Origin of the sequence: Marivita sp. S6314 (assembly GCF_023015985.1) — a bacterium.
Taxonomy (GTDB): Bacteria; Pseudomonadota; Alphaproteobacteria; order Rhodobacterales; family Rhodobacteraceae; genus Marivita.
Genome location: NZ_JALKAO010000001.1, coordinates 447154 through 473406 on the forward strand (window position 1 = coordinate 447154; position 26253 = coordinate 473406).

General features: G+C 61.7%; 25 protein-coding genes. 7 read left to right on the forward strand and 18 right to left on the reverse strand.

The annotated features are described in order from the left end of the window. Positions 1–60: 60 nt before the first annotated feature. From MWU54_RS02240 to MWU54_RS02250, 3 genes are all read right to left on the reverse strand, one after another. Positions 61–1410: an FAD-binding oxidoreductase gene (locus MWU54_RS02240; RefSeq protein WP_247080473.1), complete on the reverse strand. Its 1350-nt coding sequence runs from the start codon at positions 1408–1410 to the stop codon at positions 61–63. Then, positions 1407–2573, reverse strand: coding sequence for an acetylornithine deacetylase (gene argE, locus MWU54_RS02245; protein WP_247080475.1), 1167 nt, complete (start codon positions 2571–2573; stop codon positions 1407–1409). The genes MWU54_RS02240 and argE overlap by 4 nt, the downstream gene beginning before the upstream one ends. A gap of 122 nt (positions 2574–2695) precedes the next feature. After that, a complete protein-coding gene (locus tag MWU54_RS02250; RefSeq protein WP_247080477.1) occupies positions 2696–4516 on the reverse strand; it encodes an ABC transporter ATP-binding protein in 1821 nt (606 codons plus the stop codon). 267 nt (positions 4517–4783) lie between these two features. Here MWU54_RS02250 and MWU54_RS02255 point away from each other — a divergent pair, with 267 nt between their 5' ends. From MWU54_RS02255 to MWU54_RS02270, 4 genes are all read left to right on the forward strand, one after another. Continuing rightward, positions 4784–6490: a peptide ABC transporter substrate-binding protein gene (locus tag MWU54_RS02255; RefSeq protein ID WP_247080479.1), complete on the forward strand. Its 1707-nt coding sequence runs from the start codon at positions 4784–4786 to the stop codon at positions 6488–6490. 107 nt (positions 6491–6597) lie between these two features. Continuing rightward, the gene (locus MWU54_RS02260) at positions 6598–7635 is read left to right on the forward strand and encodes an ABC transporter permease (RefSeq protein WP_247080481.1); all 1038 of its coding nucleotides are present in this window, start codon (positions 6598–6600) and stop codon (positions 7633–7635) included. Continuing rightward, positions 7628–8608: an ABC transporter permease gene (locus tag MWU54_RS02265; RefSeq protein WP_247080483.1), complete on the forward strand. Its 981-nt coding sequence runs from the start codon at positions 7628–7630 to the stop codon at positions 8606–8608. The genes MWU54_RS02260 and MWU54_RS02265 overlap by 8 nt, the downstream gene beginning before the upstream one ends. Positions 8609–8849: 241 nt before the next feature. Further along, positions 8850–9908: a YeeE/YedE family protein gene (locus MWU54_RS02270; RefSeq protein ID WP_247080484.1), complete on the forward strand. Its 1059-nt coding sequence runs from the start codon at positions 8850–8852 to the stop codon at positions 9906–9908. 2 nt (positions 9909–9910) lie between these two features. Here MWU54_RS02270 and MWU54_RS02275 read toward each other — a convergent pair whose 3' ends face one another. The 7 genes from MWU54_RS02275 to MWU54_RS02305 all read right to left on the reverse strand — a co-directional run bounded on the left by MWU54_RS02275 (position 9911) and on the right by MWU54_RS02305 (position 16256). Continuing rightward, positions 9911–10240 carry a hypothetical protein gene (locus tag MWU54_RS02275; RefSeq protein WP_247080485.1) on the reverse strand — a complete coding sequence of 110 codons (330 nt, stop codon included), beginning with the start codon at positions 10238–10240 and terminating at the stop codon, positions 9911–9913. 61 nt (positions 10241–10301) lie between these two features. Further along, positions 10302–11336 carry an endonuclease/exonuclease/phosphatase family protein gene (locus MWU54_RS02280; RefSeq protein ID WP_247081024.1) on the reverse strand — a complete coding sequence of 345 codons (1035 nt, stop codon included), beginning with the start codon at positions 11334–11336 and terminating at the stop codon, positions 10302–10304. Next, positions 11336–12019: a molecular chaperone DjiA gene (locus MWU54_RS02285; RefSeq protein WP_247080486.1), complete on the reverse strand. Its 684-nt coding sequence runs from the start codon at positions 12017–12019 to the stop codon at positions 11336–11338. The genes MWU54_RS02280 and MWU54_RS02285 overlap by 1 nt, the downstream gene beginning before the upstream one ends. Positions 12020–12062: 43 nt before the next feature. After that, the gene (locus tag MWU54_RS02290) at positions 12063–12542 is read right to left on the reverse strand and encodes a GNAT family N-acetyltransferase (RefSeq protein WP_247080487.1); all 480 of its coding nucleotides are present in this window, start codon (positions 12540–12542) and stop codon (positions 12063–12065) included. Continuing rightward, a complete protein-coding gene (locus MWU54_RS02295) occupies positions 12539–13153 on the reverse strand; it encodes a VOC family protein (protein WP_247080488.1) in 615 nt (204 codons plus the stop codon). Before MWU54_RS02295 ends, MWU54_RS02290 begins: the two co-directional genes overlap by 4 nt. 81 nt (positions 13154–13234) lie before the next feature. Beyond that, positions 13235–15364 (reverse strand): methylmalonyl-CoA mutase, encoded by a 2130-nt coding sequence (gene scpA, locus MWU54_RS02300; RefSeq protein ID WP_247080489.1) that lies wholly within the window; start codon positions 15362–15364, stop codon positions 13235–13237. Next, positions 15327–16256 (reverse strand): hypothetical protein, encoded by a 930-nt coding sequence (locus MWU54_RS02305; protein ID WP_247080490.1) that lies wholly within the window; start codon positions 16254–16256, stop codon positions 15327–15329. The genes scpA and MWU54_RS02305 overlap by 38 nt, the downstream gene beginning before the upstream one ends. 166 nt (positions 16257–16422) lie before the next feature. On the opposite strand from MWU54_RS02305, the gene MWU54_RS02310 reads away from it, so the two are divergent. Next, positions 16423–16890 (forward strand): DUF4174 domain-containing protein, encoded by a 468-nt coding sequence (locus MWU54_RS02310; RefSeq protein ID WP_247080491.1) that lies wholly within the window; start codon positions 16423–16425, stop codon positions 16888–16890. Between the two features lie 115 nt (positions 16891–17005). Here MWU54_RS02310 and MWU54_RS02315 read toward each other — a convergent pair whose 3' ends face one another. The 8 genes from MWU54_RS02315 to MWU54_RS02350 form a co-directional block, all read right to left on the reverse strand. After that, positions 17006–17590 carry a hypothetical protein gene (locus tag MWU54_RS02315; protein ID WP_247080493.1) on the reverse strand — a complete coding sequence of 195 codons (585 nt, stop codon included), beginning with the start codon at positions 17588–17590 and terminating at the stop codon, positions 17006–17008. Between the two features lie 5 nt (positions 17591–17595). Then, positions 17596–19596, reverse strand: a complete 2001-nt coding sequence (locus tag MWU54_RS02320; protein WP_247080495.1) for an acetyl/propionyl/methylcrotonyl-CoA carboxylase subunit alpha — start codon at positions 19594–19596, stop codon at positions 17596–17598. A gap of 123 nt (positions 19597–19719) precedes the next feature. Continuing rightward, entirely contained in the window at positions 19720–19935 is a 216-nt protein-coding gene (locus MWU54_RS02325) for a hypothetical protein (protein WP_247080497.1), read from the reverse strand. Positions 19936–20272: 337 nt separating this feature from the next. After that, positions 20273–20632 (reverse strand): hypothetical protein, encoded by a 360-nt coding sequence (locus MWU54_RS02330; protein WP_247080499.1) that lies wholly within the window; start codon positions 20630–20632, stop codon positions 20273–20275. A gap of 60 nt (positions 20633–20692) precedes the next feature. Beyond that, entirely contained in the window at positions 20693–20839 is a 147-nt protein-coding gene (locus MWU54_RS02335) for a hypothetical protein (protein ID WP_247080501.1), read from the reverse strand. Positions 20840–21053: 214 nt separating this feature from the next. Then, complete coding sequence (locus MWU54_RS02340; protein ID WP_247080502.1) at positions 21054–21437, reverse strand: DUF6497 family protein; 384 nt, start codon at positions 21435–21437, stop codon at positions 21054–21056. Further along, positions 21437–21787 carry a hypothetical protein gene (locus tag MWU54_RS02345; protein WP_247080503.1) on the reverse strand — a complete coding sequence of 117 codons (351 nt, stop codon included), beginning with the start codon at positions 21785–21787 and terminating at the stop codon, positions 21437–21439. Before MWU54_RS02345 ends, MWU54_RS02340 begins: the two co-directional genes overlap by 1 nt. Before the next feature lie 40 nt (positions 21788–21827). Next, entirely contained in the window at positions 21828–23360 is a 1533-nt protein-coding gene (locus MWU54_RS02350) for an acyl-CoA carboxylase subunit beta (protein ID WP_247080504.1), read from the reverse strand. A gap of 176 nt (positions 23361–23536) precedes the next feature. Here MWU54_RS02350 and MWU54_RS02355 point away from each other — a divergent pair, with 176 nt between their 5' ends. Together MWU54_RS02355 and MWU54_RS02360 are read left to right on the forward strand one after the other, a co-directional pair. Continuing rightward, positions 23537–24766: a multidrug effflux MFS transporter gene (locus MWU54_RS02355; RefSeq protein WP_247080505.1), complete on the forward strand. Its 1230-nt coding sequence runs from the start codon at positions 23537–23539 to the stop codon at positions 24764–24766. A 46-nt stretch (positions 24767–24812) separates the two neighbouring features. Beyond that, a complete protein-coding gene (locus MWU54_RS02360; RefSeq protein WP_247080506.1) occupies positions 24813–26210 on the forward strand; it encodes a helix-turn-helix transcriptional regulator in 1398 nt (465 codons plus the stop codon). The last annotated feature ends 43 nt before the right edge of the window (positions 26211–26253 follow it).

Consider the following 26253-nt stretch of genomic DNA (forward strand, 5'->3'; position numbering starts at 1 on the left):
TACTCCACATTCCCAACTGTGCGCGGCACTGTCGCGCAGGCCAGCGCGAAGGACAAGGCATTACAGCGCCGGACCCAGCTCCATCGGGCTGCCATCGGTGAATCGGGACAGCCTGAAGCGGTTCAGATCATGCTTTGGGTCGTCTCCACAGACCAGGTCCGCCAGAACCCGGCCCATACCGGGTCCGATGCCGAACCCATGCCCGCACATGCCTGTGCCAATGGTCAAACCCGGCACAGAGGCCACCCGGTCTATCACCGGCACAACATCCGGCAGCACATCAATCATCCCCGCCCAGATCGACCGGTACCGGATCGGACCCACTTCGGGGAACACGCGCTCCACGTCCCGCGCCACACGTTGCAAGCGGCGGCTGTTCGGTTTCGGATTCAACACCCGGATCGCCTCAAACGGGCTGACCTCGTCACCGGCCCAGTGACGCTTTGTGCCCCACGCATCCGGATAGCCCTTGGGCGCCCCAGGCAACAGGCGCGTGCCAAACGGATTGTCCTTCAGATACGGCCCGTATTTCGGCAAGGCCCGCAAAGCGTCGGGCCCCACGAAGAACTCGTGATATCCGCCCGCGGCCAGGGACGCGCCCCCATCGGCCCGCGTTCGGAAGGCAAACCCTTTGCCCGCAGCGGCCCCGGCATGTGGCAAAGCCACCGGTTCGGTGGCCCCGACGCTGGCGCGCACCGACAATTGCGGAATCGAGACGCCATGTGCCCGCAGAAACAACGACGACCACGCACCACCGGCGACAACCACGTCCGAACAGGCAATGCGCCCGGCCTCGGTATACACACCGGCAACGCGGCCACCGACAAGATCAAGCGTGCGCACCGCACAATTCTCGACCAGCACCGCACCTTCGCGCACCGCGATCCCGGCCAGCGCCGGAACCGCCACCCAAGGCTCTGCGCGCATGTCCGACGGCGTTGTCAGCGCGCCGGCAAACCCGGCTTTGGCCAGTTCCGGAAACCGCCGCGCCAGATCGCGTTTGTCCAGCAAGACACTGTCCACACCCTGCGCCTGTGCATGTGGCAACCACGCGGCATAATCCGCCATGCCCGACGCATCCTGCGCAAGGTAGGTCACCCCCGACCGCACCAAGCCGATATCCACGTTGGTCTGGCTTGCCAGTTCGGTCCAAAGCGCGTTGGCCTCGACCATGATCGGCAGCTCAAACGGGTCCCGCCCCTGCTGGCGGATCCACCCCCAATTGCGCGAAGACTGCTCTCCAGCGATACGGCCCTTTTCACACAGCACCACCCGCCGTCCCTTGCGGGCCAGAAACAACGCGGTGCACACGCCAATTACGCCACCGCCAAGCACCACAACATCGGTCTCGCGGGGCGGTGGCCCGGCAAAGGCCACCGGTGATGCCTCGGAAATCGGGAACGGCGTCATGTCTGCAGGTGATCCAGCAATCGCTCCATAAACGCCTGACCTTGGCTGAACTGGTCCACCGTGATGTATTCATCCGGCTGGTGCGCAACCGCGATATCGCCGGGACCACATACCACAACCGAATACCCAACCGCCTGAAAATGGCTGGCCTCGGTGCCGTAGGACACGTGCTGCGTGCCGTTGTCCCCGGTCAGCTGTCGCACAAGCGTCTCGGCCTTCCCGTCCTGTTCCGGTTTGAACGGCGGCAGTGTGGACGTCCGGGTGATATCTATCCGCGTTTCGGGGCGCACGGCTTTCATGCTTGCTTCGATCTCACCCGCAGCGGCACGCAACCGGTCCTCCCACTCGTCCAGGGAGTCTCCGGGCACGACGCGAAACCCGATGCCAAATTCGCAGTCCTTTGCCGTGATATTATGCGCGGTGCCGCCGGAAATCTGCCCAACATGGGTGTTGCTGTATGGCGGGTCAAACAACGCCGCGACCGGTCCCGGCGTTTTAGCCGCTTCCTCCGCGTTCATCCGGTTCGCCCAGTCGATCAGCTTTGCGCCATACATGATCGCATTGACGCCGGTATGCATGATGGACGAATGCACCTCGAACCCGTGGACATGGACCCAGAACATTTTGCTGCCCTTATGGCCTGTCACCGCCTTGAGCATTGTTGGTTCTCCAACGATGACCGTGTCGGCGCGCGGGACCGTGCCCTGCATCGCCTCAATCAGGGGCGGCGCGCCGGTACATCCGATCTCCTCGTCAAAGCTCAGCGCAATCTGCAAAGGACGTTTGACACCCCTGCGATGCGCCTCGACCAACGCCCAAATCGCCAGCGCATCGAACCCTTTCATGTCCGTGGTTCCCCGGCCAAACAGCTTGCCGTCGCGTTCGGTCACCGTGAACGGATCGGTCGACCAGGGTTGACCGTCCACCGGAACCACATCGGTGTGCCCGGACAGCACCACACCGCCCTCTTGCTCGGGGCCGACATGGGCAAACAGCGCCGCCTTGGACGGGTCATCCGCCTTGATATGCCGATGGCACCGGATCCCATGTCCGGTCAGATACGCGTCGACCCAATCTATCAGGGGCAGGTTTGTATCGCGGCTGACAGTGGGAAACCCGACAAGGGCGTCAAGAATTTCACGTGCGTTCAGGGATTTTGGCATCTGGGGTCACTTTGCGAGTTCAGACAATGGATCATCCGCCAGCCCCGATGGCCACGCGGCACCCTGCGGTCACTCCGGTTGGCCATCGGCCCCGCGCGGCGGGCGCACGCGGGGGACCGGCGTCAGTAGCCGCTATCGGTCACCAGAACGCGATGTCCGGGGGCGACTTCTTTGTATTCGGACGGCGCAGGATCGTAATCCAACCCGTGGATCGGCGACGGGATCGGCTTGAAGTTCAGATCCTTCTCGGATTTCCGCCGCTTCGGATCGGCAATCGGCACCGCCTTCATCAACGCCTGCGTATACGGGTGCTGCGGGTTTTCGAACACCGCGCGGCGTGGGCCAATTTCGACAATCCGGCCCAGATACATTACACCCACATGATGGCTGACCCGTTCCACCACCGCCATGTCATGGCTGATGAACAGGTAGGACACGCCCAATTCGGCCTGAAGCTCCAGCATCAGGTTCAAAACCTGCGCCTGCACGGACACATCCAGCGCCGACACCGCTTCGTCCGACACGATCAGCTTGGGGTTCAGAGCCAGCGCCCGCGCAATCGCGATCCGCTGCCGCTGACCACCAGAAAGTTCATGCGGATAGCGCTGCATGAAACTGCGCGGCAGCTCCACCCGGTCGAACAGCATTTCGACCCGCTTCTGCATTTCCGAAGACGACCCCATGCCAAAATTCCGCATCGGTTCAGATACTTGGTCGGACAACTGCATCTGTGGGTTTAACGAAGCAAACGGATCCTGAAACACCATCTGCATGTCGCGCCGCGCGTCGCGCAGCCCTTGCTGATCCAGCGCCATGATGTCCTTGCCATCCAGCACAACGCTGCCTGACAACGGCTCCACCAACCGCAGGATAGACCGCCCCGCGCTTGACTTGCCGCAGCCGGATTCCCCCACAAGGCTTAGCGTCTGCCCCTTGTTGACGCTAAAGGACAAATCCTCGACCGCATGCACATTGGCAATCGTGCGCCGGAAGAACCCGCCCTTGACCGGGAAGCGCGTGGTCAGGTTCTTGACCTCCAGCAACACCTCGTCAGATCCGGTGATCGGCGGCACATCTGCCCCGTCCTTGCCCAAAAGCTGCATCGGGCGCGGCAGGTCCGTGCCTTCCATTTGCCCCAGCTTGGGAACCGCCGCCAGCAATGCCTGTGTATAGGGATGCTGCGGGTTCTCGAAAATCTCGTTGACGGTGCCCTCTTCCACCTTGTTGCCGCGAAACATGACCACGACCCGGTCGGCCATCTGCGCCACGACAGCCATGTCGTGGGTGATGAACATCACGGCCGTCCCGGTTTCACGCTTCAACCGGTCCATCAGTGCCAGGATTTCCGCCTGAATCGTCACATCCAAAGCCGTGGTCGGTTCGTCCGCGATCAACAGGCGCGGCTCACAGGCCAGCGCCATCGCAATCACAACCCGCTGCCGCATGCCGCCGGACAATTCATGCGGGTACTGCTTCAGCCGCCGCTCTGGTTCGGGGATGCGCACCTGCCGCAACAGCTCGATCGCGCGTTCATCGGCCTGCGCCTTTGACATGCCCTTGTGCAGCCGCAGCCCTTCGGTCAATTGCCGTCCAACCGTGAACACCGGGTTCAACGCGGTCATCGGTTCCTGAAAGATCATCCCGATCTCGTTGCCGCGGATCGTCCGCATCAGATCCTGATCGGTGTCAGCAAGGTTCACCTTGCCCGCATCCCTGCGGTCGAACAGCAACCGCCCCCCCGCGATATCGCCACCGCCAAATTCAATAAGACGCATCAGCGCCAGCGATGACACCGACTTGCCAGAGCCCGATTCTCCAACAACACAGACGGTTTCACCCGGGTTGATCTCGAACGAAACGTCCTCAACACCGACAACGGTTCCGGACTTGGTTTGAAATTCGACCCGGAGGTTTTCAATACTGGCGATGCTGCCGTCAGGCATGGGCGCGGTCCTTTCGCTGACACGTACGCAAACGCTAACCGCAGATTGGCCAGAGTCAAACGCTGTCTCGACGTCGCATTGCGAAACCGACGTCAGGGTCTTGCATTTTGCCGAAAAGCTGTTTCGATGCGCACACAGGGGGAAAATACCTGCGTCTTGTCACCGTGAACCTGCTCCATCAGCGCGCAGCGCCGCAATCGGCAACACCCAAACCTTTCCCACCAACGAGAACGACATAGCCAAACTATGTCCAACAAGGAGAGACGAATGAAACTCAAATCCCTTTTGATGGGTGCTGTTGCCGCTACGGCATTCGCGCCAGCCGCCTTTGCGGAGCGCGGCGCCGATGGTGAAGTCAAAATCATCTATTGGCAGGCGCCATCCATCCTGAACCCGTTCCTGTCCGGCGGCACGAAAGACGTCGAATCAGCGTCGATGATCATCGAACCGCTGGCGCGCTATAATGAAAAGGGCGAGCTGGTTCCCTGGCTTGTCGAAGAAGTCCCGACCGTTGCCAATGGCGGTGTCAGCGAAGACCTGACATCCATCACGTGGAAAATCACACCCGGCCTGACATGGTCGGATGGCACGCCTTTCACGTCTGCTGACGTGGCGTTCACCCATGAATACTGCACGCACCCCGAAGGCGGCTGCGCGCAGGTGACCAAGTTCGAAGGCGTGACCAGCGTGGAAACGCCGGACGATCTGACCGTTGTGGTCAACTTCGATGGCCCGACGCCGAACCCCTACGGCCCGTTTGTTGGTGGTGAAAGCCCGATCCTGCAGGCCGCACAATTTGCAGACTGTCTGGGGGCTGCGGCCTCCACCTGCACCGAAGCAAACTTCAACCCGATCGGCACCGGCCCGTTTGTTGTAAACGAATTCAAGCCGAACGACGTGATCACCATGTCGGCAAACCCGAACTACCGTGACCCGGCCAAGCCAGCGTTCGCCTCGGTGACGTTCAAAGGCGGTGGCGATGCCCGTGCGGCGGGTCGTGCGGTGATGGAAACCGGCGAATTTGACTACGCGTGGAACCTGCAGCTGGCACCTGACGTGATTGCCCAGATGGAAGCTGGCGGCAAAGGCGTGGCCGTGGCCGGTTTTGGTCCCTTGCTGGAACGCATCATGGTCAACCAGACCAACCCAAGCCCGGACCTGCCGGAAGGTGAACGCTCCACCGCGATGCACCCGCATCCGTTCCTGAAGGAACCCGCGGTCTACAAAGCCATGTCGATGGCCATCGACCGCCCGCTTCTGGTGGAAGTCGGCTATGGTCAGGCCGGTAAAGTCGGCTGCTCCTGGGTTCCGGCCCCCGAAGCCTTCGCATCGACCTTTGACGGATGCGAAACGCAGGATCTTGATGGCGCAAACGCGCTGCTTGACGAAGCAGGCTTCATGGACACCGATGGCGACGGCATCCGCGAAGTGAACGGCGTGCCGATGTCCATCGTCTACCAGACCTCCACCAACGCTGTGCGTCAGGACTTCCAGGCGCTGATCAAGGAATGGTGGGCCCAGATCGGCATCGAAACCGAACTGCGCAACATCGACGCGTCTGTCTTCTTTGGTGGTGATGCCGGATCTCCCGACACGTTCCAGAAGTTCTACGCGGACGTGCAGATGTACGCCAACACCTTCAACGGCACCGACCCGCAGGCCTATCTTGGCAACGGTCTGTGCGACAAGGCTCCGCGTCCGGACACGCAGTGGCAGGGTGAAAACATCTCGCGCTTCTGCATGGAAGAGTTCGACGCCCTTCACGCAGAGCTGAGCGGCACTGCAGACATGAGCGAGCGTCAGCGCATCGGTCGTGAACTCAGCGCGATGATCACGGACAATGGTGGGATGATCCCGCTGGTCCACCGTGGCCGTCTGTCGGCACACAGCTCCTCCTTGGGCGGTGTTGTGCTGAACGTTTGGGACAGCGAATTGTGGAATGTTGCGGACTGGCACCGCATCAAGTCCAACTAATCGCACAGTCGGGGCGTGCATCGCGCTGATCCAATGGATCGCAGCGCGGTGCGCGCCCCACCCATAGCTGACTCCGGAAAGAAACTCATGAACAAAGGCGCCGCCTGATGCTCACTTTTGCCATCCGACGACTTGTGTTGGCCATTCCGACGCTTCTGTTCATCAGTTTTGTCATCTTCATGCTCCTGCAACTCGCGCCCGGCGATCCGATGGCGCAGGTGCCGTTGACCGTCCCGCCCGAGGTCAAGGAAAAGATGCGTCAGGCCCTGGGTGTCGGGGAACCCGCGCTGGTCCAGTACTGGAAATGGCTGGTGCAGGTGTTCTGGCTGGAACCCAAGGTGTTCATCGACTACCTGACCAATTCCAGCACCTTGCTGGGTTGGCTGCCGGACACCAACCTCTACAACGATGAACTGCGCGTGATCTCCTGGCAGACCCGGTCGCCGGTGATGGACATCGTGATCCAGCGTATCCCGCAAACCCTGTGGGTCGTCGGCATGTCCTATATCGTCGGCATCCTGATTGCGCTGCCCATCGGGATCTATTCCGCCTATCGCCAGTATTCGATCTTTGACCAGTCCGGCACATTCATCACGATGATCGGCTTTTCCGTGCCGCCATTCTTCACCGGCCCGCTGCTGATCGTGATCTTCTCGGTCCAGTTGGGATGGTTCCCGTCGATCTATGACACCACGCATGTGGTCAACGACTGGGCCAGCCTCAAGGTTCAGTTCAACCAGATGATCCTGCCGGTCATGGTGCTGGCGCTGCAAACCACCGCCCAGATCAGCCGCTACATGCGCGCCTCGATGCTCGATAACCTCAACCAGGACTACGTGCGCACCGCCCGCGCCAAGGGGCTGAGCGAAGCAGTTGTGGTCGCGGTCCACGTTCTGCGCAATTCGATGATCCCGGTGATCACCGTGATTGCCCTTGGTGTGCCCGCCATCTTTGGCGGCGCGATCATCACCGAAAATGTGTTCAAGGTGAACGGGATCGGGCAGTTGCTGATCACGGCGCTGTTTGCGAATGACCTGCCCATGGTCATGACGCTGACCTTCATCTTCGCCGTGCTGATCGTTGTCTTCAACCTCATCGCCGATATCCTCTACGGCCTTCTTGATCCGAGGATCCGCTATGACTGAGCCCGTGCAATCCACCCCCGTCCCCATCGAAGCACTGGCCGACAAAGGCCCGCTGGAGCCGCCGCGCAGTCAGTGGAAAGACGTCTGGGACCAGTTCCGCAAACACAAAGGAGCGATGTTCGGCGGGGGATTCCTGCTCTTCATCACGCTGGCCGTTCTACTGGGCCCGTGGATCTGGCAGGTGGACCCGCAGAAACTGGATATCCGCGGCAAGGACATGCGCCCGATCTGGACGGCGCTGTGGGATTCCAACGCCAAGGTCGGCTGGCACCGGCCCTTCGGCACCGACCAGCTTGGCCGTGACCAGCTTGCCCAGATCCTGTCTGGCGGACGCGCGTCCATGGCGGTTGGCTGGGCGGCGATGATCCTCAGCCTGTTGATCGGGACGATGGTGGGTGTTCTGGCCGGGTTCACCCGCAAACTGGACGGGCCACTGATGCGCCTGACCGACCTGTTCCTGTCGCTGCCGATCCTGCCGCTTCTGCTGGTTGCCGTGACCCTGTTCCGCCAGCCCCTGCGCGAAGCCTTTGGGCCCGAAGGCGGCATGTTCTTCCTGATTGTCGGCATCATCGCCATCACAAGCTGGATGCCCACAGCCCGCATCGTGCGTGGCGACATTCTGGCCCTGAAAGAGCGCGAATTCATCCTTGCCGCACGCTCGATCGGCACCACCCCGTTCCGCATCGTCCAGCGCCATCTGCTGCCCAACGTCCTGTCACCGATCATGGTGTCGGCCACGCTGGGCCTGGCTACAGCCATCATCACCGAATCCGCGCTCAGCTTCCTTGGCGTCGGGTTCCCGTCGGATTTCCCGACATGGGGCAAGATGCTGGCGGATGCCGTTCAGCGGATGGAGCAATTCCCCGAACGTGTGATCCTGCCCGGGATCGCGATCTCGCTCACCGTGCTCAGCGTGAATTACCTGGGCGACGGCCTGCGCGACGCGCTCGACCCCCGCATTCGCGGCAGATAACGCAAACGCTCGTTCCATGCGCCATGTCGGGAACCCGGTCCAAATAAGGACCGGTTTCATCCGATACGGATCACCTGTGAACACAGCGCCTGCCGTGCAACAGGACTAAAGAACGACAGCCGTCGCTTTCGCCTGATTCCAGAACGTTGTTCCAGAAATAGCCACCCCTAACACCTGACCCGCACTTGCAGGCGCCGCTCCCCTGCGCCATGTGGAACGCTGTTCTGCATTGGAGTCCGCCATGTTCGAGACATTTGGATTTGAAACGCTCACCGCACCCCAGGTCGCCGTTGGTTTGGCACTGGTCCTTGGCCTTTTGTTCGGAGGCCTCGCAGAGCGCACGAAATTCTGTTTCCGCCGCAGCCTAGTGGGCGAAGATCGCCGTCAGGCACTTGGCGTTTGGATGACGGCCCTCGCGGTGGCCGTGCTTGGCACACAGGCTGGCGTGTTCACCGGACTTATCGGTTTTGAAGACCATCGCTTCATGGCGGCAGACCTGCCGTGGCTGGCCATCCTTGTCGGTGGCCTGCTGTTCGGGGCGGGGATGGTGCTGACGCGGGGCTGTGTCTCGCGGCTGACGGTTCTGTCCGCCAGCGGCAACCTGCGCGCGGTCTTTGTCCTTCTGATCTTTGCCATCACGGCGCATGCGACCCTCAAAGGGGTGCTGGCCCCTGTCCGCACAAGCCTCGGATCGGTGACGGTGTCTCTGGGAGAGTATGCCTCCTTGGCCGCCCTGCCCGCCGGAGCTGTGCTTTGGACCGCTGTGTTCGTGATCGCAGCGCTTGTTCTGGCGTTGACATCCCGCAACAAGGTCTCGACCTTGATCATGGCCGCATTGATCGGTCTGCTGGTGCCCGCTGGCTGGATCGGCACGGGCTTCGTGCTCTATGACGATTTTGACCCGGTCGCGCTGCAAAGCCTGTCGTTCACAGCGCCGTTTGCGGACACGCTGTTCTGGACCATCGCCTCAACCTCGATTCCGGCCAATTTCGGCGTCGGTCTGATTGGCGGCGTGATCCTTGGCGCGCTTGTCACATCCGTTGTTTTCGGCAGCTTCCACTGGCAGTCCTTTTCGGCACCCTCCGAAACCGGCCGCTACGCCAGCGGTGCGGCCCTGATGGGCGTGGGCGGCGTTCTCGCCGGAGGTTGCACAGTCGGCGCCGGTCTGGCCGGTGTGCCGACGCTTTCAATCGCAGCGCTGCTGGCCATCTCAGCCATCGCTGCGGGTGCGTTTCTCACCAACGCCGTATTGACCCGCACCCCGGCCCGCCCCGCGCCCATCGCGCACCCGGCCGAGTAAACTCAGATATCAATCTCTCCGTCACCCGGTGCTGGCAACGCATCGGGTGATGGCATGTCCGGTTTGCGCTTGAGCAGAATATCCCCGTTGGGCAACACCACGGGCGGTTCATAGGCCGACCAATCCTCGACCTCGTCCAGCAAGGCTTTCAGCGTCGGGCCGATCCCGTCAACGAACTCCTGCAAGGTCGGCTCGATCTCTTCGGCGAGGCCTTCAAGCTCTTTCAGCGCGGGTTCCATTTCTTCCATCAATCCCCGGAAAAAGAGCTTTGCGCCCTCTTCCATCAGGCTCGTGCCCTCCTCCGCCCAGCTTGGGCTGGCGACGAGGGACATTGATAAGGCGGCAGCGGCAACGTGTTTCATACCCTCAATATAAGGCATCCGTCGCCCGATTTCACGTCAGTTCCAGATCCAGCGTCACCGGGAAATGATCAGACGCCGTCAACAGCGCGTCCCTCAGTTCCTGCGTGCGCCAACACACCGGGTCATCAAACGGATGCCAAATCCGCCAGCGCCGCGCCTTGGGCCGTAGGTCTTTCGACACCATCACGTAATCCAGCAAGGCCTGCAGGTACCGATCTTCCTTCGAGATATAGAACCGCGCGCTGGTCGGTTGCGGTCCAATCCGGCGCGCCAAAGCTCGCGCAGCGTTGGGATCGTATAACGCGGTATCGTCCTCCCCCAGGATGATCTCGACCGAACTGCGGCCAAACAGGTTCTCGTATTCATCAAGCCCCGGACCGTCGTTCAGATCCCCCAGAACAATCAACGGATCGCCCGCCGCAAGATGCTCCTCAACCCGCGTCCGCACCCAGATGGCCTGCGCCAACTGCTTGCGCCGGTTGGCAATCGACAACCGCATCACCTCGTCCCGGGACGTCGCCCCATGCGGCGCTTTCGATTTGAGATGCGCCCCGATCAACCGCAGCGTCTGACCAGATGCTTTATGCGTCAGCGCCACCTCCAAAGGCGGTTTGGAAAAGACCACCTTGTCCTCGGTCGCATCTATGTCGAGGTCGATGCGAAACGTCCCGTCAAACCGCGGCGCCCCCTCGCTTGGCGGTGTTCCCACCAAGGGCGCAGGCCCGCGCGGATCATGCACGGCATCGCAAATGTCAGGATCATAAAGCAGCGCAATTTCCTGCTGCGTGTCATTGGAAAACCCCATCAGCGCGGTGCGGGCGCGCAGATCAAATGCCGCGGCAAACGCTTCCAGCGCGCGCACCGTGTCCCGTGACCGGCTGGTATCAGGGGCCTCGATCACCATCACCGCATCCGCATCCAGCGCCGTAAACACGATGCCCAATGCTTCAAGCTGCATGGCCTTGGTGATGTTGTACCGCGCGGACCACGCATCAGAGACCAGCACCTGCCCGGCATCGTCAAACAGCGCATCGAACCATTCGACATTGTAGGTTGCGATCCGCATCACGCGGGTTCTCGGGCCGAGATCTCTTCCCATGCGCGATTGATGGCAATCAGGCGTTTTTCCGACAGTTTTACCGCTTCCTCGGGCACCCCACGGGCGATCATCACGTCCGGATGACTGTCCCGCACCAGCTTGCGCCAAACCCCGCGAATGTCATCCAGCGACATATCCGCAGACACGCCCAGAACGTCAAACGGGTCCGGCTCTGCATCGGGTACAAAGCGCGATTTCAACCGCCGGAACGATCCTTCGGGCAACTCGAAAATCTCGGCCACCTCAAGCAGGAACGCGTCTTCGCCGGGATGATAGGTGCCGTCGGCCATGGCGATATGGAACAGCCCTTCCATCAGGTCACACAAGGTTCCATGATCCTCCCGGAACATCGCACGGATGCGCCGCGCATAATCTTCGAACCCCGCCACGTCCTGACGCGCCAGATTGAACACCCGGGCCGCGCCGGCCTCATCCTCGGGGGAGATATTGAAAACCTCACGAAACGCCATGACTTCGTCCCGGGTCACCCGCCCGTCCGCCTTGGCCATCTTTGCCGACAAGGCAATCACCGCAATGGTAAAGGCCACCGTCTTTTCAGGCGGCGTCCGCAGGCGGTCAAACACCTGCGACAGGCTTTCGCCATTGGCCAATGCGGCAACGGCGTCGGTGATACGGGTCCAGATCGACATGTCATGCAGTTTAAAGGACGCCGCCGGGTTTGTCAGTGCGGCATCACAGAAGCTTTTGCATCAAAACCAGATCCAACCACCGGCCAAACTTGTGACCAACCTCGGGCAGACGGCCCACCTCGCGGAACCCCAGGGCCGCGTGAAACGCAATCCCGTCGGCGTTCTCACCGCTCACACCTGCAATCAACGCATGAACGCCTTCGGCGCGTGCCACGTCTTCCAGATGCGCCATCAGGCGGCGCCCGAGCCCCCACCCACGCGCCGGTGGCGCAAGCACGATCGAGTGCTCTTTCACCTGCGCATATCCCGGGCCGGACCGGAACGCGAAATAGGTGGCAAAGCCCAACACGCGGTCCGCTTCCGCGGCCACCACGAACGCCGGTCCCCGGGCGTCAATGTCTGCCAGGATATCCTGCGCGGGCTTGCGACATGTCGTAAAGGTGATGGTGGTCGCATCGACGATCTCGTTGACGATGTCCGCAATTGCCCCGGCATCTTCGGGTTTTGCCTGCCGGATGATCATCGCAATCGCCGCAGCCCGCCCGATGTCTCGAACTCTGCCCGCAAACCCGGCGGCGTGCCGGGCTGGAACCGGACCCGCGCATCGGTGAAATACGGCGACAGGCGATCCGCTAAAAGCGCGGCCTCGCGATGGGTCACCACAAGCGACGTCAAGCGCAGGTCAGTCGGTGGCAGGCTCTTCCCCGGCGGGTTGGACGTATGCCATTGGATGATCGCCGGAAACAGCCCGTCAAAGGGCAAGCACCCGTCATCAGGCACAATCATCGTCCAGCGCACATCCCCACGCGACAGGTGAACCGGCTCTCCCAGATCCGGGAACGCCTTCAAGGCCGCGGATATGTCCTCACAGCGCAGGATCCACTTGTCGAGCCGCGCCGCCCCTTGGAACCGGTCAAGACCAAACCAGCGCGGATAGGCGGGTTTAGGCTGTGCCGGGTCCGTTGCGATGGCTTCGAAATAAAGCCCGTCCGCAAGGCCCAGCAACCGGTTATGCGTGGCATAATGCGTGTGCTGCCCCCCCGGACCCAGGTCAATCCCCAGCGCAGTTTCGCTATGCGTGACCGCGTCCGCCAGTGTTTCACCGGCAACCGCGATGTGATCCAAGGTGAACATCGGCACGCCCCTTCTGCCAAAGCTGCGTTTTCCGTCAACGGAAAACGACGAACGCGTCGACGCGTTCGCCGCGCTATCGTATCAGCCGCGTGCTTCGCGGATAAGGCGCAAGATGTCCTGCGCTGCATCCGGAATGTTGGTGCCCGGCCCAAAGATCGCCTTCACTCCCGCATCATAGAGGAACTGGTAATCCTGCTGCGGGATCACGCCGCCGCAGATGACCAGAATATCCCCCGCGCCCTGGGCTTTCAGCTCTTTCACCAGTTCAGGGGCCAGCGTTTTGTGACCCGCCGCCTGGCTGGAGATGCCAATCACATGCACATCATTGTCGATCGCGTCCTGGGCGGCCTCGGCCGGTGTCTGGAACAGCGGCCCCACATCCACGTCAAACCCGATATCGGCAAACGCCGTGGCAATCACCTTGGCGCCCCGGTCATGTCCGTCCTGCCCCATCTTGACGACCAGCATCCGGGGGCGGCGGCCCTCGTCTTCGGCAAACCCTTCGACCGCGCGTTGGATGGCAGCGAAGCCTTCATCTCCTTCGTAGGCGGCCCCATAGACACCGGCGAGCGTTTTGACTTCTGCCCGGTGACGCCCGAACACTTTTTCCATGGACATGCTGATCTCCCCGACCGATGCGCGGGCACGGGATGCGTCCACCGCGGCTTCCAATAGATTGCCACCTTCCGCGGCGCACCGTTCCAGTTTTGCCAACGCCGCATCGCAGGCCGCCTGGTCGCGCGTCGCGCGGATCTGCGTCAACCGCGCCACCTGCGACTCGCGGACTGCCACGTTGTCGACGTCCAGAATGTCGAGGTCGTCTTCCTTCTCAAGACGGTACTTATTCACCCCAACAATCACATCCTCCCCTCGATCAATCAGGGCCTGACGCGTCGCAGCCGCCTCTTCGATGCGCAGCTTGGGCATGCCCGAGGCCACCGCCTTGGTCATGCCGCCCATCTCGTCTACTTCCTCGATCAGCTTCCAGGCTTCCTCAGCCAGATCATGGGTCAGCTTTTCGACGTAGTAGGAACCCGCCAGCGGATCGACCACGTTGGTCACGCCGGTTTCTTCCTGCAAAATCAGCTGCGTATTCCGCGCAATGCGTGCAGAGAATTCAGTTGGCAGCGCAATCGCCTCGTCCAGCGCGTTGGTGTGCAGCGACTGCGTGCCACCCAGCACCGCGCTCATCGCTTCATAAGCGGTGCGGATCACGTTGTTATACGGGTCCTGCTCAGCGAGGCTGACACCCGAGGTCTGACAATGCGTCCGCAACATCTTGGAGCGGTCATTCTTCGCGCCCAGATCGTCCATGATCCGATACCAGAGCATCCGCGCCGCGCGCAGCTTGGCCGCTTCCATGAAGAAGTTTTTGCCGATTGCAAAGAAGAACGACAACCGCCCGGCGAACTTGTCCACGTCCATCCCACGATCCATCGCGGTTTTCACGTATTCCTTGCCGTCCGCCAGCGTGTAGGCCAGCTCCTGCACAAGGTTCGCGCCCGCCTCCTGCATGTGATAGCCCGAGATCGAGATCGAGTTGAACTTCGGCATCTCGTTCGACGTGTATTCAATGATATCTGCGATGATCCGCATCGACGGCTCTGGCGGGTACACGTAGGTGTTGCGGACCATGAACTCTTTCAGAATGTCGTTCTGAATGGTCCCCGACAGCAGCGCACGATCCACGCCCTGCTCTTCCCCGGCAACAATGAAATTCGCCAGGATCGGAATAACCGCGCCGTTCATCGTCATCGACACGGACACCTTGTCCAGCGGGATGCCGTCAAACAGGATCTTCATATCCTCAACGGAATCAATCGCCACACCGGCCTTGCCAACATCGCCCACCACCCGCTCGTGATCGCTGTCATAGCCCCGGTGCGTCGCCAGATCGAAGGCGACCGACACGCCCTGCTGTCCCGCCGCAAGGTTCTTGCGGTAAAACGCGTTCGACGCCTCGGCGGTGGAAAACCCGGCATATTGACGAATCGTCCAAGGCCGCCCGGCATACATCGTGGCCTTCACCCCCCGCGTGAACGGCGCTTCCCCCGGGATCGTGCCCAGATGCGGCAGGTCCGCAATATCTTCTGCGGTGTAGAGTGGCTTGACCGCGATCCCTTCCAGCGTGTTCCAAGTCAAATCGTCCAGCGGACGTCCGCGCAGTTCCTTCTCAGCAAGGGCGCGCCATGTGTCTGTTTTGGCTGTCATTGTCCTCTGATCCTCTGATGTGCGTCTGACGTTGCCCCGCTCTGATGGCGGGGTCGAACGCCTGATGGTCCTGAAAATGCGCCAGCCCTTCGGCCCCGGCGCGCAACCACGCCAGATCCGCGGCTGTTCGGGCGCGCAGGGTCTGGCGGTGTGTGGGTGAAAACGGCTGCCAATGCCCATCCGGGTCGAACAGGGCGTCGGCATTGGGGATGTCCAACATGTCCAGACAGGCGCGCACACGCCGCGCGTCCGGGTGACGGTTGGTCCAGATGCCCTGTGCCGGCATGGGCGCCATGCGGCACCCGGTCAGCAAATCCGCCAGTTGGTCGGGCCGTTGCACGTGATGTTCGAACGCCGTCACGATGATCGGCACATCGGGCACGGCGCAGGCCAGATCGGTGATGACATCCCGCCACCGCCGGTCGGACGCAACCAAGCGCGCCCGGGCCGCCGCATCGGGCTGCGCAATCCCGCGCATCAGCCCGAAGGCCAGAGCCGATGTCCAATAGCTGTCCAGCGTGCGTATCTGTATCGACACCCGGCTGATCCGCCCGCCAAACGCATCGCACAGCCGTGCCATACGCGTGCCGATTTCCGGATAGAGCGTGGCGCATCGCAGGTTGGTGCGCAGCGCCCCGATCATGTTTGCATCGCTGATCACCAGCGCCTTGGCCCCGGTGGCCGCAACGCGCGCAAGCTGCACGGCGATGCGCCCCTTGGCCCGGATCCGTGGCCGCGTGCCAACCGGGCAGCCATGCACCCCGTCGAACAGGCCACCGCGCGTCACGCGTGGCCCCCAGAACGCCACCTGATCCGATCCAAACCGCGTCATGTAGTCCTGAAACGAACTCGACCCGGTGCGATGCGCCCCAAGATGCAAAATCACGTCCATATAATGCCCTGCCTTGCCCTGGCCGGGCCCCGGCAAGACCCGGGATATGTCTCCGGATCGGCATCATGACGCCCCCTTTATGACAAAGGGATTAACGCTAAAATTTTCTTGGCCTGCGCCAGTGCGCCTCTTCGCTTTGGGGAACCGGCACACTATGTCTTTGCATATGAACAAAGTTTTAACAGTCCCTCTTGCCCTTGCCGCCTTGGCCCTGCCAATCGCGGTCTGGGCCACTGATGACACCGCCAACGCGCCCGACCCGTTGGCCGGGATGATCGTTGCGTCCTCGGACGTGTCCCTTGAAGACTTCCAATGGCTCAAACGCCCGGTGGTGGTGTTTGCCGACACCGCGGCAGACCCGCGATATGTCCAGCAAATGCAATTGCTGACCCGCGAACTTGACCAATTGGAAGAGCGCGACGTCATCGTGATCACCGACACCGATCCTGCCGCCGCCAACGCGTTGCGCACGAAGTTGCGGCCGCGTGGCTTCATGCTGGCGCTGATTGGCAAGGACGGGCAGGTGAAACTGCGAAAACCGCTGCCCTGGAGCGTGCGGGAACTCACCCGGACCATCGACAAAATGCCCACCCGGCAACAGGAAGTCCGCGACCGCCGCGCATCGGGCCTGTAGGCCGGAACGTTGCGCGGCCCCGCGCGATACCCTATATTAAGGCTGTGGTGCCAAACGGGGCCACGAACCGGAGGTTTCGATATGTCGAACAAGCCAGTCAAACACAAACCCCCGATCACTGGTCAGACCGGGCCGCGCCCGGGCTATTGATCGGACGGCGGTTCAAGCTGTCATCCAGCACCGCACACGCCTGACGCCCCAACTCCAACGCTTCTTTCTTCATCGAGATGTAATCCGTGTACATCCGGATGCGCTGTAACTGCGGCGTTGCCTCGGCGCGAAAATGCTCAGAACGCAGATCCTCGATCATCGCTTCGATGGCAAACACCTGATTGTAGTACCGCACCACGGGCCGGATCACCGGTTCCGGCAGGATCTGCACATCCGGCAGGATGGATTGGAACATCGTGTCATTCCGTTCGCTTGGAATCAGCGGCACATAGCTGTCATCCGCGTCCATCTGCGCAACCATGTCGCGCCAGGCTTCGTCCAGATCAAAGGCCGGATTGCCAAGGATATCCACGTAGTGCTGAATTTCCGCCGCCAGCGCTGTCTGCACGTCAATGCTGCGTTCGGCCCGCCTGCGACGATCCCGCCGCCGTTCCCGGTAGCCAGACACGAACCAGCCCAACGCCACCACAAGAGCCCCGACAAGCGCGGCTCCCAATCGTGGATCAGCAAGCGGGCTGGTCGTCTCCATGACGCTTATTCGAACTCCATGATCACGTCATCCACGGCCAGACTGTCGCCCGCCGCCGCGTTGATCTTGGACACGGTGCCTTTGCGTTCGGCGCGCAGGATGTTCTCCATCTTCATCGCCTCAACGGTACATAGCGCCTGCCCTTCCTGAACCTCGTCGCCGACCTCGACATCGACCTTCACGATCAGGCCGGGCATCGGACACAGCAACATCTTGGAGGTATCCGGCGGCAGCTTTTCGGGCATCAAACGGGCCAGTTCGGCCTGACGCGGGCTGCGCACATGCACCTTGATTTCCGCGCCACGTGTGCGGATCCGGAACCCGCCCGAGATCTTGCCCACTTTCATCACCAGCGGATCGCCATCCACGCTCATGTGGGCCAGTTGATCGCCCGGTGTCCAATCGCCCTGAACACGCAGCTCTGCGCCATCCGCAAATCGCACGGTCGAGCCTTCGTGATCGGCCGCAATCGTCACGTCGAAATCATGCCCCTGCAGCGCGACGTTCCAGTCTTCGCCAACATGACGTTCGTGGTTGTCGAGCGTGCCGGAAATGCGCGCGCGCCGGATTTCCGCCACCCGGTTCATCGCCGCACATGACGCCGCCACGCGGCGCAGGTTGGTATCGTCCAGCGTGACGCCAGCAAACCCGTCCGGGTATTCCTCTTCGATAAACGCGGTTGTCATGTCGCCCGAGATGAACTTCGGATGATCCATCACAGCCGCCACAAACGGCAGGTTGTGTCCGATGCCCTCGACCTCGAAACTGTCGAGCGCGTTGCGCATCGTCTCGATCGCCGCGTCGCGCGTCGGACCCCAGGTGCACAGTTTCGCGATCATCGGGTCGTAATACATGCTGATCTCGCCGCCCTCAAAGACGCCGGTATCATTGCGCACGATGCCGTCCCCCAATGGTCCCTCGGCGGGTGGGCGGTAGCGGGTCAGACGCCCGATGGACGGCAGGAAGTTGCGATACGGGTCTTCGGCATAGAGCCGGTTCTCAATCGCCCAGCCGTTGATCTTGACATCATCCTGCGTGATCGACAGCGGCTCGCCATTGGCGACACGGATCATCTGTTCGACCAGATCAACGCCAGTGATCAGTTCGGTGACAGGGTGTTCCACCTGCAGACGTGTGTTCATCTCAAGGAAATAGAAGTTCTTGTCGCCATCGACGATGAACTCCACCGTGCCCGCGCTGGCATAGCCCACCGCCTTGGCCAACGCGACCGACTGGTCGCCCATTGCCTTGCGTGTCGCTTCATCCAGGAACGGGCTGGGGGCTTCCTCGACCACCTTCTGGTTCCGGCGCTGGATCGAACATTCGCGTTCGTTCAAGTAAATCCCGTTGCCATGCGCATCGCACAGCACCTGGATTTCGATGTGCCGCGGCTGGGTCACGAATTTTTCGATAAAAATTCGGTCATCCCCAAAGGATGACGCCGCCTCGTTCTTGGACGACTGGAAGCCTTCCCGCGCCTCGTCATCGTTCCACGCGATCCGCATGCCCTTGCCACCGCCACCGGCAGAGGCCTTGATCATCACCGGATAGCCAACCTCGTTCGAGATCTTCACCGCCTCTTCGGCGTCCTCGATCAGGCCCATATAGCCGGGCACGGTGGACACGTTCGCCTCCTGCGCGATTTTCTTCGAGGTGATCTTGTCCCCCATCGCCTCGATCGCTTTCACAGGCGGTCCGATAAACGCCACGCCAGCGGCTTCAAGCGCTTCGGCGAATTTCGGGTTCTCCGACAGGAAACCATAGCCCGGATGCACCGCCTGTGCGCCGGTCTGCTTGATCGCGTCCATCACCTTGTCGATGACGATATAGGACTGGTTGGCAGGCGGCGGGCCGATATGCACCGCCTCGTCCGCCATTTCGACATGCAGCGCGTTCTTGTCTGCATCCGAATAGATCGCCACCGTCTTGATACCCATCTTGCGGGCCGTTTTGATCACCCGGCAGGCAATTTCGCCCCGGTTGGCAATCAGGATCTTGTCGAACATGTCAGTCCCTTTCCGTCAGTCTTTTCTTGGCTCGGGACAGCGCCCGCAGCGATGGCATAAAAAAGACCGCCAAGGCGCAGGGCCTCAGCGGTCAGAATCCGTGAGTGGGGTGTTATGTCAGTGTCAGCAGCGTTCCGGGTAGGTCTGGCAATAGGCGACATTCGCCGCCCCGCCAAGCGCCGCCCCGGTGAGCGGGTCGCCCCCGGTTGCAACGGCTGTCCCTGCGCCGGCTGCGCCACCCAGAAGCGCCTGTTCGCCCAACGTGTCGCCGCAGGCCGACAGGCCAAACAGCGCACATACCGACAGGACGCATCTCGTTCTGCTTGTTGATCGGCCCATGTCTCTGCTCCTTCGCTTTTCGTTGCCTGAGACATATCAACACCCCGGATCGGCTCCGGGTTCCAGTCACAGCCGCGCGAAGAGGCTTTTTGGGCAGATCCCCGCCCAATCTCGTAACATCTTGATCCGGAATAAAAAATGTCGGGCGCTTGGCATGGGGTGTGACCAAGGCGCCCGACAGGGGAAGGGTAACGGTGAACATACGGCGCAATCTGCCAACGCCGTGTCACTAGGAACATATCCACAGTGTCAGAACCGCGTGACGCGTCAATCGCAGACACGATACAACCCAAGGTATCGGCCTTTTCCCGCGCAAATTGACCCTGCGTAAGCGACATCATGCCCATTCCCCACCGTCAAAGGCGTCTGGGAAGGCCGCGCGCGCCGCGGTTTCGTCGATAATCAGCAGCGACTCGTAGCTTTCGGGATCAAACGGATCGTCATAGGGCAGCACCTCGCGTCCGAACAGCCAGCTCAGCCGCCCGGCATCCAGATTGCCCCGCTCGAACGGTTCGGTCCCGAAATGCCGCCACAGCGCCCCCATGAACGCCGCATCCGCGCGCTTGTCCGGGGGACGCCGGTCGCGGTAGCGTTCGCGGCGCACAATGGCCGTCACCCCCTTGGGGTTTGGCCTGCGAATGACAAACTGGAAATCCGTACCCGGAAGCCGCCCGGGGAACCCGCGATGTTTCAGCATGGGACCTCCATGCGCATCGCGCGGGGAAAGGGGGCGGACGGTGCCCGCCCCGTTAAAAGTTTACTTGTATTTGCCGGTGTGTTTGGGCTCGTAGCTGATCGGCTCCGGATCAATGACCACAAACTCTTCTTCGGCCTGTTTTTGTCCACATGCAGCAACCGCTGCAAGAAGACCGACCGCGGCAAGAAGCTTGATGCTCTTGGACATCTTGTTCTCCTGTCAGGTTCAAAGGACCCAACAAGACCTGATGGCCCTGCCTGTCCTCGGTTCGAGGTAATGACTGCTTGGGTGCAGTCGCGGGCAGAATACCGCGAAATTGCCGCGAAAAGATATCCACAGACAGACAGATGAGCGGGTTGTGTCTCAAAAGACTCAACCCCGCGCGACCCGCCGGTCCGATACGCAACATGTTGTAGAGCCATCAAAAAAACTCCAAGATGCAGGTTTCATCCTCGACGCGATACGCCTCGAAAAACTGGGTGACATCGGGGGTGGCTTCGCCGAATTCGGTCTCGGTCTGGCTCAGCGAAATCACGATCTGGCTTGGCTTGGGGCCGGTCTGCGCGATCCGATCAAGCGCGAATGTCTGGCACAAATGCTGCATGTCGATCTCCACATCCTCGTATTCCCGCCCCGCGTCCCCGATCTCGGGCGCGACAAAGCGAAAGCGATAAACCAGCCCTCCTCCGGGCCTGTCCCAGAGCATCTCCAGAAAGCGAACCGGCTGGCCTGACGGCACGGTCAGGTCGTCAGCACTGACGCTTTGCGCCACAAAAAGCGCCACCGCTGCAACCGACCACCGCATCACCCTTGCGGCCCCGCTTGCGCCCAGTTCACCCACCGGGCCCGCGCGCGCGGATCACTCAGCACATCCTCCACCCGGCGCACAATCGCCGCGGACCGCCCGGATGGCGGCACCCGGCCGCCGGCTGTCACGCGGAGCCCGTCCGCCAGACGATCCACCCGCACAACCGGGGAAAAGCCCCGCACCCGCTGCAACGCCCGCCACAGGTCCTGCCGCACCTGCTGGGCAAGCCGCCCCGCATGGCACATCGGAAACAGCGACACAGCCGACACATCGAACCGCGCAGGCAGGTGCCGGGCCAAGGTCAGACCGTCCCCGTCGCGCAAAATATGCCAGCCATTACGTGCCATGTGTGCCTAACTCGTAGGCCGGGCTTCAGCCCGGCATCCCTCAAAGCGGAATGTTGTCGTGCTTCTTCCACGGCATCTCTTGCTGCTTGGACCGCAGCGCCGCAAAGGCCCTGGCCACCCGTTTGCGCGTGCTGCGCGGCTGGATCACCTCGTCGATGAAGCCGCGTTCCGCCGCCACGAACGGGTTGGCAAACCGGTCTTCATACTCCGCCGTGTGCGCCGCGATCTTGTCGGCATCGCCAAGGTCGGCGCGGTGGATGATCTCGGTAGCGCCCTTCGCGCCCATGACAGCGATCTCGGACGTTGGCCAGGCATAGTTCACATCCGCGCGCAGATGCTTGGACGCCATCACCACATAGGCCCCGCCATAGGATTTGCGGGTGATCACCGTCACCTTCGGCACCGTCGCCTCGCCATAGGCAAAGAGCAGCTTCGCGCCGTGCTTGATTACGCCGTTATATTCCTGTGACGTCCCCGGCAGGAAGCCGGGCACATCGACCAGCGTCAGGATCGGAATGCCGAAGCAATCGCAGAACCGCACGAAGCGCGCCGCCTTGCGGGCAGAGTCGATGTCCAGAACGCCCGCCAGCACCATCGGCTGGTTGGCCACAACGCCAACGGTCTGGCCTTCCAGACGGATAAACCCGGTGATGATGTTCTTGGCGAAATCTTCCTGGATCTCGTAAAAATCCGCCTCATCGGCGATCTTCAGGATCAGTTCTTTCATGTCATAGGGGGTGTTCGGGTTTTCCGGCACCAGCGTATCAAGAGAGCTTTCCACCCGGTCCACATCGTCAAAGAAGGGCCGCGTTGGGGCTGCCTGACGGTTGTTGAGCGGCAGGTAATCCACCAGTCGCCGCACTTCCGCCAGCGCCTCAACGTCATTTTCAAACGCGCCATCCGCAACAGATGACTTGCGCGTGTGCGTTGACGCCCCGCCCAGTTCTTCTGCCGTCACCTGTTCATTGGTCACGGTCTTCACCACGTCCGGGCCGGTGACAAACATGTAGGACGAGTCCTTCACCATGAAGATGAAGTCCGTCATCGCCGGTGAATACACCGCCCCGCCCGCGCAGGGCCCCATGATCACGCTGATCTGCGGCACGACGCCGGACGCCATGATGTTGCGCTGGAACACCTCGCCATAGCCCGCAAGGCTGTCGACGCCTTCCTGAATGCGCGCGCCACCGGAATCGTTGATCCCGATCACCGGCGCGCCGTTCTGCATCGCCATGTCCATGATCTTGCAGATCTTCATCGCGTGGGTTGCCGATACCGATCCGCCCAGAACCGTGAAGTCCTGACTGAAGACATAGACCATCCGGCCATTGATCGTGCCCCAGCCGGTGACCACGCCGTCGCCTGCGGGACGGTTGTTCTCCATGCCGAAATCGGTGCAGCGATGGGTGACGAACATGTCATATTCTTCAAAGCTGCCCTCATCGAGAAGCAATTCGACCCGTTCGCGTGCGGTCAGCTTGCCGCGCCCGTGCTGCGCGTCGATGCGGTTTTGACCACCCCCCAGCCGGGCGGCATCGCGGCGGGTTTCCAGCTCTTGCAGAATATCTTTCATGGACCGTCCCTTTTTAGCTTTCGCGCGAACATACTGCAGCGCAGCGAGCGCTCAAGCGTTATTCAGCAAATTTGCAAACCATGAAAACGATAAGCGCTGCAATTTGCAAATTTGCAAATTGTATCGTTACGCCTGCAAAGATGGACATTCAGCAACCGCAGGCGTAGCGAAGGCATATGAGTTACGCCTCTAAGGTCACATTCCTGGACCGCCGCACACCACCGCATATTGTCACACTGATTCTGCTGGCAGGGCTGTCGGCGTTGGTGATGAACATCTTCCTGCCCTCGCTGCCGAACATGACCGCGCATTTCCAGACGGACTACCGCATCATGCAATTGTCGGTTGCGGTCTATCTTCTGGTCAACGCGGTGCTGCAACTGGTGATCGGCCCGATCTCGGACAAAATGGGCCGCCGCCCGGTGATCCTGTGGGGCATGGCCGGGTTCTGCGTGGCAACCATCGGCTGCATCTACGCGCCCAGCATCGGCTGGTTCCTGTTTTACCGCATGGCGCAGGCGGTGATCGTCACCGCCATGGTCCTCAGCCGCGCCGTGGTACGCGATTGCGTCCCGCAGGATCAGGCCGCCTCGATGATCGGCTACGTGACCATGGGCATGGCCGTCGTGCCCATGATCGGTCCGGCCTTTGGCGGCATTCTGGACCAGATCTTTGGCTGGCAGGCGAATTTCTGGCTGATGCTGGGACTGGGGCTTGGCATGCTGTGGCTCACTTGGGCGGATCTGGGCGAGACGGCACATACCAGCGGGCTCAGCCTGGCCGAGCAATTCAAGCAATATCCCGAACTGCTCACCAGCCCGCGCTTCTGGGGCTACGCGCTGGCCTCGGGCCTCGCATCCGGGGCGTTCTTTGCCTATCTCGGCGGCGCGCCGTTTGTCGGCACAGACGTGTTCGGCATGAGCCCTGCCGAACTGGGCATCTTCTTTGGCGCGCCCGCGATCGGGTATTTCCTCGGCAATTTCATCACCGGGCGCTATTCCGCGCGGATCGGCGTCAACCGCATGGTCTTTACGGGATCGCTGATCAACGCGTCCGGGATCTGTCTGTCGATCCTTGTCTTCTGGCTGGGCTACGGCACGGAATGGAGCTTTTTCGGCTTCATGACCTTTGTCGGCCTTGGCAACGGGATGATCATTCCCAACGCCACCGCCGGCATGCTGTCCGTGCGCCCGCATCTGGCGGGCACCGCATCGGGCTTGGGCGGCGCGATCATGCTGGGCGGCGGCGCGGGGCTGTCGGCGTTGGCGGGCGTCCTGCTGGTGCCGGGATCAGGACCGTGGCCGCTGCTCTGGATCATGCTGGCCACCGCCATCGGCGCGATCATCGCCATCCAGATGGTGATCTGGCGCGCGGCGCGACTGGCAGGGCTGGACAGCGCCGGGTGAATTTGCAAACTCCTGACACGGGACTGCAAATCTGCAAAGGGACGTCATGGCCACGCAAAAGCTTTATGCAGGCGCAAAGCTGCGCGAGATCCGCACGCGTCTTGGCATCACGCAGCGCGATTTTTCCACCAAGATGGGCGTATCCCTGCCCTATCTGAACCAGATGGAAAACAACAAGCGCCCGCTCTCCACTACCGTGGTGCTGGCGCTGGCGCAGGAATTTGGCGTCGATGTCACGGAACTGGGCCAGGGTGATGCGGAACGCATGATCTCGGACATGCGCGAAGCGCTGGCCGACCCGGTCTTTGCCGATGCCGCCCCGCCCATCGCGGACCTGCGCCTGACCGCGTCCAACGCACCGGGACTGGCCCGCGCGTTTCTCGAACTGCACCGCGCCTATCGCCAGACACACGAGCGCCTTGCGTCCCTTGACGAAGCGCTGGGGCGCGAAGGTGCGCAGCTGCAGCCTTCGCCCTGGGAAGAAGTGCGCGATTTCTTTCATTATTGCGACAATTACATCGACGCGGTGGACAAGGCGGCAGAACGCGTCGCCACGAAGCTGACCGGGTCAGACCGCGTGCGCGCCGCGATCCGGGGGCTGGAAACCGAAGGGCTGCACGTGCGCTTTGCCAATATGCCGGAACTGCGCCGGTTCGATGAACTGCGTCAGGAACTGACGCTATCCTCGCTGGCCGCGCCGGAAACCCAGACCTTCCAGATGATGCTGCAACTGGCCCTGACACGTCACGGCAAATTGCTGGATGCCACGCTGGACCTTGGCCGGTTCCAATCCGACGCCGCCCGCGACATCGCGCGGCTGGGGTTGGCCAATTACTTTGCCGGGGCCGCTGTGATGCCCTATGGCCAGTTTTTGCAGGCGGCCCATGACACCCGGCATGATCTGGAACTGATGGCGCGGCGGTTCGGGGCCTCTATCGAACAAGTGGCCCATCGTTTGTCGACGCTGCAACGCCCGGGGGCCAAGGGGATTCCGTTCTTCTTTGTGCGGGTGGATCAGGCCGGCACAATCACCAAGCGGCATTCGGCCACCCGGCTGCAATTTGCCCGCTTCGGCGGGGCCTGTCCGCTTTGGAACGTGCACCGGGCTTTCGAGACACCGGGGCGGTTCCTGCGGCAACTGGCGGAAACCCCCGATGGGGTGCGGTACATTTCGCTGGCGCGCGACGTGTCGAAAACCGGCGGCCGGTTTGGCGCGCCGGTCCGGCGCTATGCCATTGCGCTGGGATGTGAGGTCAAGCATGCCGGGGCGCTGGTCTATGCGGACGGGTTGGACCTTAACCGGGATTCCGCGTTTGAGCCGATCGGCATTTCCTGCCGGATTTGCGAACGCGCCAATTGTCACCAGCGGTCGGTCCCGCCACTGGAGCGCAAGCTGACCATCCAGCCGCATCGGCGCGGGATTTTGCCCTACGAGCTGTCTTAGGGCAGGCAAGATGCGGTGACGCATCTTGGCGTTTCCGTTGACG